The sequence below is a fragment of the Enterobacter sp. DTU_2021_1002640_1_SI_PRY_ASU_LCPMC_013 genome, assembly GCF_032389435.1.
Classification (GTDB): domain Bacteria; phylum Pseudomonadota; class Gammaproteobacteria; order Enterobacterales; family Enterobacteriaceae; genus Enterobacter; species Enterobacter hormaechei_C.
This window is the reverse complement of sequence record NZ_CP135594.1, coordinates 430091-445356: the sequence shown is the minus strand read 5'-3', so window position 1 is coordinate 445356 and position 15266 is coordinate 430091. Positions and strand designations below refer to the sequence as shown.

The following is a 15266-nucleotide window of genomic DNA, read 5'->3' as shown; positions in this document are numbered from 1 at the left end:
ATCACCGTTTGCTTAAAAATGGATTCTACCATCGCTTTTTCAGATATACAGCACTTTTTGACCCTAAAATATGCCAATTGCGGTTAGTTTTTGATCAGCCAATCGTTTTCCTCAACATGTAGTAGATAACGATACCGGCAACCACAAGACCACCGCCAAAACGACGCAAAATATTGTCCGGGAGTTGGCTCATTGTCGCGATCATCCGGCGCCATGCGCGCGGATAGAGCATCGGGCCGAGGCCTTCCAGCACCAAAACCAGGGCCAGTGCGAGCCAGATCGTGGAGTTCATTTTTCATCCTTATAAAAGAAAACCACCGCTCCGTGAAGAGCGGTGGTTTGAATACTCAAACGAGCCTGAGTTTATCGCGTTGCGTTGGTCGGCGTCTTCATATAACGGAAGAAATCGCTGTCCGGGCTGAGCACCATCACATCCTGGTTGCTCTTGAAGCTATTCTCGTAAGCGCGAAGGCTACGGATGAAGGCGTAGAAGTCTGGATCCTGGCTGAATGCATCAGCAAACAGTTTAGCCGCTTCGGCATCACCTTCACCGCGCAGGATACGACCCTGGCGCTCAGATTCCGCCAGCGTCTTGGTGACTTCATAGTCCGCTGCCGCGCGCAGTTTTTCCGCTTCTTCCTGACCCTGTGAACGGTGACGACGGGCTACCGCTTCACGCTCGGCGCGCATACGGTTGTAGATCGCCTCGGACACTTCCGCTGGCAGGTTGATCTGTTTGATGCGCACATCAACCACTTCGATGCCCAGCGCCGCCATACTGTTCGGGTTGATCACCGGCACTTTACCGTTGGTTTCAGCCTGAACACGTTCAGCCGCTTTGGCAATCGCATCGTCTGCCGCCGGGGTTTCAACTTCATCCTCGGTGCCCGCAGAGCCGGAGTTCAGCGCATCACGCACTTCCAGCGTCAGACGACCACGGGAGTCGGTCACAATGTCTTTCACATCCAGACGACCAATTTCAGAACGCAGACGGTCAGAGAACTTACGTTTCAGCAGCACTTCTGCCTGAGAAACGTCGCCACCCCCGGTTGCCAGGAAGTAGCGGCTGAAATCGCTGATGCGCCATTTGATATAGGAATCAACGATCAGGTCTTTCTTCTCTTTAGTCACGAAACGATCGGCCTGGTTATCCATGGTCTGGATACGCGCATCGAGCGTTTTCACTGACTGAATGAACGGGATCTTGAAGTGCAGACCCGGCTCATAAATCACCGGACGCTTGTCGCCATCACGCACGACGCTGCTGAACTGGAACTTGATCCCACGCTCGCCCTCTTTCACCACAAAGATGGAGGTGTAGAGCACGACCAGTACGATGATGATGATCGCAATAACTGACTTACGCATCCTTATTCCCCCTGACGCTGGTAGTCGTTACGCTGCGCGTTAGCACGGCGTTGGTCCATAATGTCACCATCGTTCGAAGAAGGCGTTGTGTTCGCGCTGGCGCTGCCAGACGAGGCCGGTGGCAGACGCAGCAGGTTGTTCGCACCGCTGTTGTCTTTTGCTGCCGGTGCAGAACCGCCTTTCAGCATCTGATCCAGCGGCAGGACCATCAGGTTTCCGCCTTTGTTGTCGTTAACCAGCACTTTACGCGTATGGCTCAGCACTTTTTCCATGGTCTCGATATAGAGACGCTCACGGGTAATTTCCGGCGCGGCTTTATATTCCGGCAGGATCTTCGCAAAGCGAGCCACTTCACCCTGTGCTTCCAGGATGGTCTGGGTCTTATACGCACGCGCTTCTTCCAGAATACGCTGCGCCTGACCGTTTGCACGCGGCTGAACTTCGTTGGTGTACGCTTCCGCTTCACGGATGTACTGCTGTTCGTTTTCACGCGCGGCAATCGCATCGTCAAACGCGGCTTTCACCTCTTCCGGCGGACGTGCAGCCTGGAAGTTGACGTCCAGCAGGGTGATACCCATGTTGTACGGACGAATGGTCTCTTCCAGCTCACGCTGGGTATCGCTACGAATAACGGTACGACCTTCGGTCAGGATACGGTCCATGGTGTATTTGCCGATCACGCCACGCAGGGCACTGTCGGTCGCCTGACGCAGGCTGTCATCGGCGCTGGTCACGCTAAACAGATAACGTTCCGGATCGGTCACGCGGTACTGTACGTTCATCTCAACGCGCACCACGTTCTCGTCAGAGGTCAACATCACGCCAGAGGCGGCCAGTTCACGGACGGACTCCACGTTAACCGCGGTCACGTCATCAATGAAGGTCGGCTTCCAGTTCAGGCCCGGTTCAACCAGATGGCTGAACTTACCGAAACGGGTGACCACGCCGCGTTCTGCTTCTTTAATGGTGTAGAACCCGCTGGCTGCCCAGATGATTACCACCGCAGCGGCGACAATGCCCACCACGCGGCCACCCATTGGCGGGCGCGGACTCTGAGTGGAATTGCCACCCGAGCCAGAACCTTTTCCTCCGCCAAGGCCACCAAGCTTTTTGCTCAGTTTGCGGAAGATATCATCCAGATCCGGCGGCCCCTGCTCGCGACCACCTTTGTTGCCATTTCCCCCAGAGTTGCCGCCTTGATTATTGCTGCTTCCCCACGGGTCGCGGTCTTGTCCGTTATTACCGGGCTGATTCCACGCCATGTATATGCTCCATATTTGTTATGCAAGGGCGAATTTTTCAGGCTTCCCCTTTCTGATCAGACGATATAGTCCGCCAGCGCAGGTTCTTGTTTACAGAGGCGACGCCAGTCAACGATCGGCATACGCACCTGCATCCCCACGCTGCCGTCATCCTCCATCCACTCTTTTTCTATCGCCTGAAGCTGATAAAACCGGCTGCGCAGCCTGCCTTCCTGTGGCGGCAGTCGCAGCGTGTGCTGAGCTACCTCACCGGAAAGACGTTCTGTCAAAGCCTGGAAAAGCAGTGGCACACCAATCCCGGCCTGAGCAGACAGCCAGACCCGAATCGGTTTGTTCTCTTCGTCTCGGTCAATACGCGGTTCGAAATCGTCCAGCATATCGATCTTGTTCATCACCAACAGGGTTGGAATTTCGTGGGCGTCGATCTCTTCGAGCACCACGTTCACCGCGTCGATGTTCTCCTGCACGCGTACGTCAGCCGCATCAATCACATGCAGCAGCAGGGTCGCCTGACGCGTCTCCTGCAACGTCGCTTTAAACGCCGCGACCAGATCGTGCGGCAGATGGCGGATAAACCCTACGGTATCCGCCAGCACCGTTTCACCCACGTCTGCGACGTCAATACGGCGCAGGGTTGGGTCCAGGGTCGCAAACAGCTGGTCTGCGGCATACACCTGGGCCTCGGTTATCTGGTTAAACAGGGTGGATTTACCGGCGTTGGTATAACCCACCAGCGACACCGTTGGGATATCGGCTTTCGTTCGCGCCCGACGCCCCTGTTCGCGCTGTTTCTCTACACGTTCCAGACGTGAAAGGATCTGGGTTATACGCCCACGCAGCAAACGGCGGTCGGTTTCGAGCTGGGTTTCACCCGGGCCGCGCAAACCAATCCCGCCTTTTTGTCTTTCAAGGTGTGTCCAGCCACGCACCAGACGCGTCGCCAGATGGCGCAACTGCGCCAGCTCAACCTGCAACTTACCCTCGTGGGTACGCGCACGCTGAGCAAAAATATCTAAGATCAACCCCGTGCGATCGATTACACGGCATTCGCAGAGAGCTTCCAGGTTACGTTCCTGAGCCGGAGACAGCGCATGATCAAACAGCACAACGGATGCGCCGGTTGCTTTTACGGCATCCGCAATTTCAACTGCTTTACCTTCACCAACAAAGTACTTCGGGTGCGGCGCTTTACGGCTACCGGTAATCACCTGCATTGCTTCGACACCGGCGGAAGAGACCAGAGATTCAAACTCCTGGAGGTCTTCCATATCTTTGTCTTGCGAAAAATAGATGTGTACCAGCACCGCCTGCTCACCGGCGTCATAACGGTCAAACAAGCGTAAACCTCTCTAAAAAGATCAGCGGGGAACGCAGGATCCCTGGCTCCCCGTGTGGATAACAGCCCAAAACCTTATTCGGTTTCTTCGCTGTCCTGCGCTGGTGTTGAAGAACCCTGCGCGTTGCTGCCGTGATGGTAGTTACTGCCAGTGCCGCCGCCAGCGTTATTGCTGTGATGAGATACCGGACGGGACGGAACAACAGTAGAAATCGCGTGCTTATAGACCATCTGGCTGACCGTGTTTTTCAACAGGATCACGAACTGATCGAAAGACTCAATCTGACCTTGCAGCTTAATACCATTCACCAAATAAATAGAAACTGGAACACGCTCCCGACGCAATGCGTTCAGGAACGGATCTTGTAAAGATTGCCCCTTAGCCATTCTATCTTTTCCTTATATGCTTGTTTTGTACTTAGAACCTTGCGATTCTGAAAAATTGCGCACGATACGGCTTAATTGTACACATTCAGTCAGCGATATCACCAATAACCTCAATCACTTCGTTTAACGCCTGTTGTGGTTTTTCACTGTCTAACCAGTGAACACCCTCCCAACCGCGTAACCAGGTGATCTGGCGCTTCGCTAACTGTCTCGTGGCGCAAACACCTCGATAAACCATTTCATCGTATGAAATCTCACCTTCAAGATACGACCACATCTGGCGGTATCCCACACAACGAATGGAAGGCATGTCCGTATGCAAATCTCCACGGGCAAAAAGCGCCCGCACTTCTGCTTCAAAATCTGAAGCCAACATCTGATGAAAACGCTGCTCAATTCGTTGATGGAGCAGTTCACGGCTCGCCGGGGCGATGGCGAACTGATGCACCTGATACGGCAGAGCGTCTCCTGACGTTTGCGTCAGTTCCGTTAAAGTTTTACCCGAAATGAAAAAAACTTCCAGTGCCCGGGAAAGCCTTTGCGGATCGTTTGGGTGGATCCGCGCTGCGGCAACCGGATCAATCTCTTCCAGTTGCCTGTGCAAAGCGTCCCACCCCTGCTCTGCCGCCTGCCGCTCAATCTTCGCTCTCACTTCCGGATCGGCCGATGGCAGAGGCGATAACCCCTCCAGCAGCGCCTTAAAGTAGAGCATCGTGCCGCCAACTAACAGCGGTATGCGTCCCGCGGCGGTAATCTCGGCCATCTCGGCTAAGGCGTCGCGGCGAAAATCTGCCGCGGAGTAAGCCTGTGCCGGGTCGAGAATATCCAGTAAACGGTGCGGTGCCGCACGCAGTTCGTCTGCGTTGGGCTTCGCCGTGCCGATGTCCATCCCTCGGTAGATGAGGGCTGAATCAACGCTAATCAACTCTACTGGCAAAACTTTACGTAACTCAATGGCTAACGCCGTTTTACCGGAGGCCGTTGGCCCCATTAAAAAAATCGCCTTTGGCAGGCTCGCCTTACTTACATCAGTCATGTTTCAGGGCGGTCATCGCCGTTTGTAAATCAACAGGTTGTAACAAACCACCTGGAGGCGCTTTCACCAGCTGTGGACAGAGGCGCTCCACCTCCGCCAGAACGGTAATCGCCTGCGCCATACTCCACGGTGCATGCTCGCTGGCCAAATGGCGGGCGATCCACTGCGCGGTATCGGCGGCATCAAACGTCGTTTGCTGCGCCAGGTAGCCTATCAGTTCAGGAATCAAGTTTTGTAAATTTTGTTGGCGTAAGGGTAAAGGCACTGCGCGAATTGTCACATGCTGCGCGTCCAGTACGATTTCAATCCCCATTTCGGCCAGTTGCGTCTGCACGCGCCGCAAAACCCCTGTTTCTTCAGGGGATATTTTCAGGCGAACGGGGATCAACAGCGGCTGCGCGCAGGCGGCATTCACCCCCGGGGTTAACTGCGCCTGTTTGAGCCAGCGCTCCGCCACGGAAAGCGCCAGCAACAGCAGTTTACCTTCGCGTTCAAGCAACGCCATGTCGGGAGCAATAATGGTCAATACCCGACCAAAACTCTGGCTATGCCCATCCAGAGAGGGGGTTGAAACCGTGATGTGCTCTTTATGCTCCACCGCCGGCGTATCCAGCAGTTTGCGGTACAGCGCCCCCTGCTGTTTGTGGTAGCCCGGCTGAGCGTTGGGATAGTTGGCACCGGTTGGTCGCGGCGCGTTGCCCGCCGGGGATAAACGTGGAGCAGCCGGCTCGCGCGCGACCGCCGGTTCGGCAAAATGGTTACGCCCGGCCGCCACGCGGTTTTCCGGCAGTGGGCGCGGCGCGGGCTCTTCTTTTGCCAGCGGCAACTCTGGCTCTGCCTGCTGCTGCAATACAGCGGCAACGCCCTGGTAGATGAAATCATGCACCAGGCGCGACTGGTGGAAACGCACCTCGTGCTTGGCGGGGTGCACGTTAACGTCAACCTGGTGCGGGTCGATCTCCAGATAAAGCACAAAGGCGGGCTGTTGATCGGCGCCGAGCTTATCTTCGCAGGCCTGTCGAATAGCGTGGTTAATCAGGCGGTCGCGCATCATGCGGCCGTTGACGTAGCAATACTGGATTTCTGCGAACGCGGCGCTGCTGGCGTTCGGATCGGCAACCCAGCCGCGCAGGGCCAGATCGCCATGCTGCCACTCAATGGCCAGCGCTTTTTCCAGAAACGGTGTGCCGCAGATGGCGCCCAACCGACGCTCCTTTTGTCCACCCTCCGCCACCGCGCGGTACTGGCGCATCACCTTACCGTTATGGCTGAGGTTGAGGGTGACATCAAAGCGCGCCAGCGCGATGCGGCGGATGATCTCGTCGATATGTCCGAATTCGGTCTTCTCGGTTCGCATAAACTTGCGCCGGGCGGGCGTGTTATAGAAGAGATCCAGCACTTCAAGCGTGGTGCCTACCGGGTGCGCCGCAGGTTTAACCGTGACGTCCATATCACGCCCTTCGGCGTAGGCCTGCCAGGCTTCCTGCTGGTCGGCCGTGCGGGAGGTCAACGTTAAGCGGGAAACGGAGCTGATACTGGCCAGCGCTTCGCCGCGAAAACCCAGGCTGATAATCGCTTCCAGATCGTCAAGTGAGGCAATTTTACTGGTGGCATGACGCGCTAGCGCCAGCGCCAGCTCGTCCTTTTTGATGCCACAGCCGTTATCACGAATGCGGATAAGCTTTGCGCCCCCGCGTTCGATATCAATATCAATGCGGGTCGCCCCTGCATCGAGGCTGTTTTCCACCAGTTCCTTCACCACCGACGCAGGGCGTTCCACCACCTCACCGGCGGCGATTTGGTTCGCGAGCTGCGGCGGTAGAACCTGAATCGGCATGAACTCTCCTTAATTAGTCGCGGTCATCTCACCCGGCAGCGCGGCGCTTGCCGTCTGGGCGGCCCCGCCCTGCGGCGCAGACTGAAGCGGATGCGCGTCAAAGTATTTACGCAGACCGTTATAAATCGCTTCGGCAATTTGCTGCTGATAGCTGTCGCTGCCCAACAGGCGCTCTTCGCCGTTGTTACTGATAAAGCCCGTCTCTACCAGAATCGACGGAATATCCGGCGAACGCAGGACACCGAGGCTTGCATGCTCAGGGCGACGCTTATGCAGCGATCCAATGCTTTGCAGCTGGCTCAGTACGTTAGTGGCGACATCATACCCGACGCGCTGAGAATGACCGAACTGTAAATCCAACACCGCCTGGCTGAGATACGGATCGGCCTGGCTGTTTGCCAGCACATCGCCTGCCCCGCCTAACAGTTCAGACTGCTTCTCGTGCTCTTCAAGCCAGTTCGCCATTTCACTGTTGGCGCGACGGTTCGACAGCACCCATACCGACGCGCCGGTGGCGTTACGGTTCGGCGCAGCATCCGCGTGAATCGACACCAGGAAGTTGGCGTTTTGCTTACGCGCCACATCCGAGCGTCCCATCACTGAAATAAAGTAATCTCCGTCGCGGGTCATGACCCCTTTAAACATCGGATCGTCATTCAGAAGCGCACGCAGCTTACGGGCAATGGCGATAGTGACGTTTTTCTCCCGCGTGCCGCCCGGGCCAATCGCGCCAGGATCTTGCCCGCCGTGTCCGGCGTCGATGGCGATAATCACTTTGTCGCCACTGACCGGCGTACGCCGCGCGCTGACCGCCGGACGCGTCACCGTGTTGCTGCTGGTCACGGCGGTAAGTCGGTCATTTTGTGATTTAAACGGATTACGGGCTGGCTCAGACGGCCTTGGGGTATAAACCGGTGCCTCCACGCGTTTTGCTACAACAGGTGCAGGCGGTGGCGGCGGCGGAACATCAGCATTAATGGTAAAGACCACCGTATAATTGGCGCCGTTTTGCTGCTTAACCGCCTTCGTTTTGCCCTTTTCGGTGAGATCGACCACCAGACGCAGAGACTGCGCATCCTTCGGCGTCCCCGAACGGATGCTTTTCACCAGATTGTTGCCGCTGAACTGGAGCGGCAGCCCCTGGATCACCCCGGTCTGTTTAATATCGAGCGCCACGCTGCGGCTGTCGATTTGTGAGAAAGCATATTCAGGATCGCCCATAAAGCTGAACGTAATACGGGCCTGGCTATCGCCATTCGACACCTGAATATCCGAGAGGCTGGCCGCCCCGGCCTGCGCGCACAGCAGGACCGTGGCAGCCAGCACCCAACCTTTAACGCGATTAATCATCCCGTTATCCCTACGCTCAACCGGCTAAACGCGCCAGTAAGGAACAGCCTGATGAGGAAACCGCACTGATGCGCGCCTCACGCCCTTGTGCCTGGTAATCTAAGTGAATTTCGACATCCGGGTCAGGCAGCACACCCGCACCTTGTTGCGGCCACTCCACCAGGCAGATGGCGTCGTTGGCAAAGTAATCGCGGATCCCCATAAATTCCAGCTCCTCAGGATCCGCAAGACGATATAAATCAAAGTGGTACACCATGATATTTTCAAGCGTGTACGGTTCTACCAGCGTGTAGGTCGGGCTTTTTACGTTCCCGTTATGGCCTAACGCCTGCAAAAAGCCACGGCTGAAGGTTGTTTTACCCGCGCCTAAATCACCATACAGATAAATGACGGTCGCCCCCTGACAGGCCTGCGCCACGCGCTTGCCGAGATCTAAAGTGGCTTGTTCATCAGGTAAAGGAATCGCTCGATTAGTCATTTTCTACGTCAATCACATCCGGGTTAACAACACGCCGCAGCGTGCAAAAAAGATCGGTGGCCAGCATACCGCGCGTTCCGTAACAAGCAGCCAGCCTGTCAGCCGCCGCACCGTGGGCCACGCAGCCGGCACAGGCTGCATCATAAAGGGGAAGTTTCTGTCCGAGCAATGCGCCAATGATGCCAGAGAGCACATCGCCCATGCCGCCGCTCGCCATGCCTGCATTACCGGCATCAACGATGCCCATCGCACCATCGCTGGCGATAACGGTCCCCGCCCCTTTCAAAACGGCAACACCTCCGTAACGTTTTACCAGACGTTGGGCTGAAAGTAAGCGATCGCTTTCAATTTCTGCCACGCTACAGTTAAGCAGCCGTGCGGCTTCGCCGGGGTGCGGCGTCAGAATGCGATTGTGACGCTTATCCGGGTTTATTGCCAGAAGGTTAAGTGCGTCGGCATCCCAGAGCATCGGTTTACGAAAATTCTCGGCCTTTTGCAGGGCCTGTTTACCCCACTCCTGCTGACCCAGGCCCGGACCAATGACCACCACGTCCGCCCACTCAAGACCCTCTTCAATCGCCTGCGGGGTAAGCTCGTGGACCATCAGCTCCGGCCGCGCGGTAATAATGGGCGGGATGTTTTCGCTACGGGTCAGCACGCGTATTAATCCGGCGCCGCTGCGCAACGCGGCCTCTCCGGTCATACGAATCGCACCTGCCGTGCCGCGATCGCCGCCGATAATCAGCAGTCGGCCATGGTCGCCCTTATGGGACGTGGGACGGCGCGGCGGCAGCCACTGTGCAAGCAGGGAGGCATCAAAGCGGGTGATGTGGGTATCCTGTCCGGCCAGCCAGTTTTCCAGCCCCAGGGCGTTGTGGTGTAACGTGCCCACGACATCCCGCGCTTTACCGGTCAGTAAACCCGGCTTCAGGGCGATAAAGGTCACGGTGCGCGCCGCCTCAATCGACACGCCCGGCGTCACGCCGGTTTGCGCCATCAGGCCGGAGGGAATATCCAGCGCTACCACCGGGGCGGGGTGCGCATTAGCGCGCGTAATCAGCGCGGCGACGTCATCGCGAGGCGCGCGCATCAGTCCCGTCCCCAGCAGACCGTCAACAATCACGTCGACATCCTCGGGCCAGACGATATCAGGCGCATGAATAATGCCCCCCGCATTCAGCCAGGCCTCTCTCGCCATGCCCGCTTCTTCCGGTAACGGCTTGTCGCTCTCCAGCGCCAGCAGGGTGACGCGCAGCCCCGCCGCCACCGCAAGACGAGCCACCACATAACCATCGCCACCGTTATTGCCGTGTCCGCATAGGATCAGATAGTGCGAAGCCTCCGGATAAGCCGTACGCGCCACGTTAAACGCCGCCTCGCCCGCGCGCTGCATCAGTTCGTAAAGGGTAATGCCCAGGCTATCTGCGGCCTCTTTCTCGGCCCGACGGAGGTCATCCGCATGCCAGATGGAATGTGGTATACTTGCGGGGTTTTTCTTCACAGTATGGTCCGTCATGTCACAGCCCCTCGATCTCAATGAATTAGCGCAAAAAATAAAACAGTGGGGTGCTGAACTGGGCTTCCAGAAGGTCGGTATTACTGACACCGACCTCTCTGCCAGCGAGCCTAAGCTCCAGGCATGGCTGGATAAACAATACCACGGCGAAATGGAGTGGATGGCGCGTCACGGTATGATGCGTGCCCGCCCCCACGAGCTGTTGCCGGGTACGCTGCGCGTTATTAGCGTACGCATGAACTATCTGCCTGCTAACGCGGCCTTTGCGCGCACGCTAAAAAATCCTTCGCTGGGTTACGTCAGCCGATACGCTCTGGGACGTGACTACCATAAACTTCTGCGCAACCGTCTAAAAAAGCTCGGGGAAACCATTCAGCAGCACTGTGTTTCGCTGAATTTTAGACCCTTTGTCGATTCTGCGCCTATTCTTGAGCGCCCGATCGCCGAAAAAGCCGGGCTCGGCTGGACAGGTAAGCACTCACTTATCTTAAGCCGCGACGCGGGCTCATTCTTTTTCCTGGGTGAACTGCTGATTGATTTACCCCTGCCGGTAGACGGTCCGGTGGAAGAAGGCTGTGGTCGCTGTGTGGCCTGTATGACCATCTGCCCAACGGGCGCTATTGTCGAACCGTATACCGTTGATGCGCGCCGCTGTATCTCTTATCTCACTATCGAGCTGGAAGGCGCCATTCCAGAGGAATTTCGTCCGCTTATCGGCAACCGCATCTACGGCTGTGATGACTGTCAGCTGATTTGTCCGTGGAACCGTTATTCACAGTTGACGGACGAAGAAGACTTCAGTCCGCGCAAGGCGTTACATGCCCCGCAGTTGATCGAACTGTTCGCCTGGAGCGAAGCCTGGTTCCTGAAGGTGACGGAGGGTTCCGCCATACGTCGTATCGGCCACCTGCGCTGGCTGCGTAATGTGGCCGTTGCGCTGGGGAATGCCCCGTGGGATGAAGCAAATCTTCAGGCGCTCGAAAGCCGCAGAGGTGAGCACCCACTTCTTGATGAGCACATAGAATGGGCGATTGCGCAGCAAATTGAGAAGCGAAATGCCGGCGTGGTTGAAGTGCAGTTACCGAAGAAACAGCGCCTGGTCAGGGTGATTGAAAAAGGGCTGCCGCGGGATGTGTGATATATTCACAGGCTGTGAATAAAAATAAGAATTCAGGCGCCATCAGCTCTGGCAAACAGGTCAAGTGATCTCAATAACATTTTGAAATCAAATTTTCTTCATAAATTACAGTGCATTACGAAGATATTATTCACCCTGCTAACATTTCGTACAGACTGGTTTTAACACGGTTTCTGTGGATAACTCTGTTCACAAGAGTATTTCAGACATAATAGAAAACGTCCCCAACGAAGCACTTCGCTGTGGATAATCTGGAGATGAAGAAGAATTTGGAGCGGGAAACGAGACTCGAACTCGCGACCCCGACCTTGGCAAGGTCGTGCTCTACCAACTGAGCTATTCCCGCTTGGGTGTTCTGGTGCTATGCGTATCTTGCGATACTTTCAAATTTTGGAGCGGGAAACGAGACTCGAACTCGCGACCCCGACCTTGGCAAGGTCGTGCTCTACCAACTGAGCTATTCCCGCTTGGGTGTTCTGGTGCTGGCGTATCTTGCGATACTTTTCAAATTTTGGAGCGGGAAACGAGACTCGAACTCGCGACCCCGACCTTGGCAAGGTCGTGCTCTACCAACTGAGCTATTCCCGCAAATCTGTACTGCTTTTGTTGCTGTCGTAACGTGTAATTCTCTGTCGTTACGGGAGGCGCATTATACGAGAAATCCGTTTAGCTGCAACCCCCCTCAAAGCGATTTTTTTGAAATTCAGTTCAAGTGCTTATTTAATCGGCAAGCTGAACAATTTAGCGACAAAAACCCGGCCACGCAAGGCGCCGGATCGCAAAATCAGAGCTTAATAAAGTTTTCGCGATAGTACGCCAGCTCCGCAACAGACTCACGGATGTCGTCCATCGCCTGGTGCGTCCCCTGCTTTGTGAAGCCGTCGAGAATTTCCGGTTTCCATCGGCGGGCCAGCTCTTTCAGGGTGCTCACATCCAGATAGCGGTAGTGGAAGTAGGACTCCAGCTCCGGCATGTACTTAAACAGGAAACGACGATCCTGACCAATGCTGTTGCCACAGATAGGCGATTTTCCTGCTGGCACCCACTGCTTCAGAAATTCAAGCGTCGCCAGCTCCGCTTCGCGGTCGCCCAGGGAGCTGGCCTTCACGCGTTCCACCAGTCCGCTGCCGGTATGGGTACGCACGTTCCACTCATCCATCAGCGCAAGCTGGTCATCGGACTGGTGAACGGCAATCGTTGGGCCTTCCGCCAGAATATTGAGATTGGCATCGGTGACCAGTGTGGCGATCTCAATAATGCGATCGCGCTCGGGATCCAGGCCGGTCATCTCCAGATCGATCCAAATCAGGTTGTTTTCGTCCGCGCTCATGTTATTTTCCACCCTTCTCGCATAACCGGCAGTAGCAGGTTAACTAGTATTAATTAGAGTGTATCATAGAGGTTTTGCCCGCTACGGGCGACCAGGAGCCAGCGCGATTGAGTAAAAATAAACTCTCCAAAGGGCAGCAGCGCCGCGTGAATGCAAATCACCAGCGCCGTCTTAAAACCACTACGGAGAAGCCCGATTACGACGATAACCTGTTTGGCGAAGCGACAGAAGGCGTTGTGATTAGCCGCTTCGGCATGCACGCCGATGTCGAATCCGCCGACGGGGATATCCACCGTTGCAATATCCGTCGCACCATCCGTTCCCTGGTGACCGGTGACCGCGTGGTCTGGCGTCCAGGCAAAGAGGCGGCGGAAGGGGTAACGGTTAAAGGCATCGTTGAAGCCGTGCATGAACGCACGTCGGTTCTGACCCGTCCGGATTTCTACGACGGCGTGAAGCCTATTGCCGCCAACATCAACCAGATAGTGATCGTTTCAGCGATTTTGCCTGAGCTTTCGCTCAATATTATTGACCGTTATCTGGTGGCCTGCGAAACGCTACAGGTTGAGCCGCTCATCGTGCTGAATAAAATCGATCTGCTGGATGACGAGGCCATGGCCTTTGTAAATGAGCAGATGGATATTTACCGCAACATTGGCTATCGCGTGTTGATGGTTTCCAGCCGCACCAAAGATGGCCTGAAGCCGTTAGAAGATGCGCTGACCGACCGCATCAGCATCTTTGCGGGGCAGTCCGGCGTAGGTAAATCGAGCCTGCTTAACAACCTGCTCGGCCTTCAGCAGGAGATCCTGACCAACGATGTGTCTGACGTCTCGGGCCTGGGCCAGCACACCACCACCGCCTCACGTCTCTATCACTTCCCGCACGGCGGCGATGTGATTGACTCCCCAGGCGTGCGTGAATTTGGTCTCTGGCACCTCGAGCCGGAACAAATCTTTAACGGATTTGTCGAATTCCATGACTATTTAGGCGCTTGCAAATACCGCGACTGTAAACATGACAACGATCCGGGCTGCGCCATCCGCGAAGCGGTAGAGAACGGAGAAATTGCGGAAACCCGTTTCGAAAATTACCACCGTATTCTCGAAAGCATGGACCAGGTAAAAACGCGTAAAAACTTTTCTGATTCTGATAACTGACAACTAAGCTAAGCGTCGCTAAAATCGTCCCCTTTTTCAGGTTCCGGCAGCGTAATGCCGGATCAGGAACGACAAAACAATGGCCTGGAGGCTACCTTGTTAAACTCATTTAAACTTTCGCTTCAATACATTCTGCCGAAACTGTGGCTCACTCGCCTGGCGGGCTGGGGCGCGAGCAAACGAGCGGGCTGGCTGACTAAACTGGTCATCGACCTGTTCGTGAAATACTACAAGGTCGACATGAAAGAAGCGCAGAAGCCGGATACGGCAAGCTACCGCACCTTCAACGAATTTTTTGTGCGTCCGCTGCGCGACGAAGTGCGCCCGCTGAATACCGACCCGAACGTGCTGGTGATGCCAGCGGACGGCGTGATCAGCCAGCTGGGTAAAATTGAAGACGACAAGATTTTGCAGGCGAAAGGCCATAACTACAGCCTGGAAGCGCTGCTGGCCGGTAACTACATAATGGCCGATCTGTTCCGCAACGGGACTTTCGCGACCACCTATCTCTCCCCGCGCGACTACCACCGCGTGCATATGCCGTGTAATGGTATTCTGCGCGAGATGATCTACGTGCCGGGGGATCTGTTCTCTGTAAACCACCTGACGGCGCAAAACGTTCCTAACCTGTTTGCCCGTAACGAGCGCGTCATCTGCCTGTTTGATACTGAGTTTGGCCCAATGGCGCAGATTCTGGTGGGTGCTACCATTGTAGGCAGCATCGAAACCGTCTGGGCGGGCACCATTACGCCGCCGCGCGAAGGCGTGATCAAGCGCTGGACCTGGCCTGCCGGCGAAGAAGAAGGTTCTGTGGCCCTGCTGAAAGGTCAGGAAATGGGCCGCTTCAAGCTGGGCTCAACGGTCATCAACCTGTTCGCACCGGGCAAAGTTAACCTGGTCGACGAGCTGGAAAGCCTGTCCGTGACCAAACTCGGCCAGCCTCTGGCAGTATCGACGGAGGACTTTGTGACGCCAGAGGTTGCGCCTGCCCCGTTGCCGGAAGAAGAGATCAAAGCCGAGCACGACGCCAGCCCGCTGGTTGACGACAAAAAAGACGAAGGCTAACAA

At 55.9% G+C, this 15266-nt stretch carries 14 protein-coding genes and 3 tRNA genes; 3 read left to right on the top strand and 14 right to left on the bottom strand.

The genetic code is table 11. The features are described from left to right. Nucleotides 1-94: 94 nt before the first annotated feature. From RS584_RS02150 to nnr, 10 genes are all read right to left on the bottom strand, one after another. On the bottom strand, nucleotides 95-292 hold the full coding sequence (locus RS584_RS02150) for a DUF2065 domain-containing protein (protein ID WP_003855996.1): 198 nt from the start codon (nucleotides 290-292) through the stop codon (nucleotides 95-97). A gap of 71 nt (nucleotides 293-363) precedes the next feature. After that, nucleotides 364-1368 carry a protease modulator HflC gene (gene hflC / locus RS584_RS02145; protein WP_003855994.1) on the bottom strand — a complete coding sequence of 335 codons (1005 nt, stop codon included), beginning with the start codon at nucleotides 1366-1368 and terminating at the stop codon, nucleotides 364-366. Nucleotides 1369-1370: 2 nt separating this feature from the next. Then, the gene (hflK, locus tag RS584_RS02140) at nucleotides 1371-2630 is read right to left on the bottom strand and encodes an FtsH protease activity modulator HflK (protein WP_003855992.1); all 1260 of its coding nucleotides are present in this window, start codon (nucleotides 2628-2630) and stop codon (nucleotides 1371-1373) included. Nucleotides 2631-2686: 56 nt separating this feature from the next. Further along, nucleotides 2687-3967, bottom strand: a complete 1281-nt coding sequence (gene hflX, locus RS584_RS02135; RefSeq protein ID WP_003855991.1) for a ribosome rescue GTPase HflX — start codon at nucleotides 3965-3967, stop codon at nucleotides 2687-2689. 74 nt (nucleotides 3968-4041) lie between these two features. Beyond that, nucleotides 4042-4353 carry an RNA chaperone Hfq gene (hfq, locus tag RS584_RS02130; protein WP_003855990.1) on the bottom strand — a complete coding sequence of 104 codons (312 nt, stop codon included), beginning with the start codon at nucleotides 4351-4353 and terminating at the stop codon, nucleotides 4042-4044. An 85-nt stretch (nucleotides 4354-4438) separates the two neighbouring features. After that, the gene (miaA, locus tag RS584_RS02125; protein ID WP_017383956.1) at nucleotides 4439-5389 is read right to left on the bottom strand and encodes a tRNA (adenosine(37)-N6)-dimethylallyltransferase MiaA; all 951 of its coding nucleotides are present in this window, start codon (nucleotides 5387-5389) and stop codon (nucleotides 4439-4441) included. Further along, nucleotides 5382-7226 carry a DNA mismatch repair endonuclease MutL gene (gene mutL / locus RS584_RS02120; RefSeq protein WP_022650252.1) on the bottom strand — a complete coding sequence of 615 codons (1845 nt, stop codon included), beginning with the start codon at nucleotides 7224-7226 and terminating at the stop codon, nucleotides 5382-5384. Before mutL ends, miaA begins: the two co-directional genes overlap by 8 nt. A 9-nt stretch (nucleotides 7227-7235) precedes the next feature. Next, nucleotides 7236-8576, bottom strand: a complete 1341-nt coding sequence (amiB, locus tag RS584_RS02115) for an N-acetylmuramoyl-L-alanine amidase AmiB (protein ID WP_023295800.1) — start codon at nucleotides 8574-8576, stop codon at nucleotides 7236-7238. Nucleotides 8577-8592: 16 nt separating this feature from the next. Then, a complete protein-coding gene (gene tsaE, locus RS584_RS02110; protein WP_003855970.1) occupies nucleotides 8593-9054 on the bottom strand; it encodes a tRNA (adenosine(37)-N6)-threonylcarbamoyltransferase complex ATPase subunit type 1 TsaE in 462 nt (153 codons plus the stop codon). Further along, on the bottom strand, nucleotides 9047-10570 hold the full coding sequence (nnr, locus tag RS584_RS02105) for a bifunctional ADP-dependent NAD(P)H-hydrate dehydratase/NAD(P)H-hydrate epimerase (RefSeq protein ID WP_045350213.1): 1524 nt from the start codon (nucleotides 10568-10570) through the stop codon (nucleotides 9047-9049). Before nnr ends, tsaE begins: the two co-directional genes overlap by 8 nt. Between nnr and queG the strand changes: the two genes are divergently transcribed. After that, nucleotides 10569-11708 carry a tRNA epoxyqueuosine(34) reductase QueG gene (queG, locus tag RS584_RS02100; protein ID WP_015572463.1) on the top strand — a complete coding sequence of 380 codons (1140 nt, stop codon included), beginning with the start codon at nucleotides 10569-10571 and terminating at the stop codon, nucleotides 11706-11708. The two genes, nnr and queG, sit on opposite strands and share 2 nt — an antisense overlap. Nucleotides 11709-11978: 270 nt before the next feature. Here queG and RS584_RS02095 read toward each other — a convergent pair. The 4 genes from RS584_RS02095 to orn form a co-directional block, all read right to left on the bottom strand. Beyond that, nucleotides 11979-12054: transfer RNA gene (locus tag RS584_RS02095), tRNA-Gly, on the bottom strand. A 45-nt stretch (nucleotides 12055-12099) separates the two neighbouring features. Continuing rightward, a tRNA-Gly gene (locus RS584_RS02090) sits at nucleotides 12100-12175 on the bottom strand. 45 nt (nucleotides 12176-12220) lie between these two features. After that, nucleotides 12221-12296, bottom strand: a tRNA-Gly gene (locus tag RS584_RS02085). A gap of 196 nt (nucleotides 12297-12492) precedes the next feature. Then, complete coding sequence (gene orn, locus RS584_RS02080; protein WP_015572462.1) at nucleotides 12493-13038, bottom strand: oligoribonuclease; 546 nt, start codon at nucleotides 13036-13038, stop codon at nucleotides 12493-12495. Between the two features lie 107 nt (nucleotides 13039-13145). Here orn and rsgA point away from each other — a divergent pair, with 107 nt between their 5' ends. Beyond that, a complete protein-coding gene (gene rsgA, locus RS584_RS02075; protein ID WP_003855964.1) occupies nucleotides 13146-14198 on the top strand; it encodes a small ribosomal subunit biogenesis GTPase RsgA in 1053 nt (350 codons plus the stop codon). Between the two features lie 96 nt (nucleotides 14199-14294). Beyond that, nucleotides 14295-15263 carry an archaetidylserine decarboxylase gene (gene asd / locus RS584_RS02070; RefSeq protein ID WP_203436066.1) on the top strand — a complete coding sequence of 323 codons (969 nt, stop codon included), beginning with the start codon at nucleotides 14295-14297 and terminating at the stop codon, nucleotides 15261-15263. Nucleotides 15264-15266 lie beyond the last annotated feature (3 nt).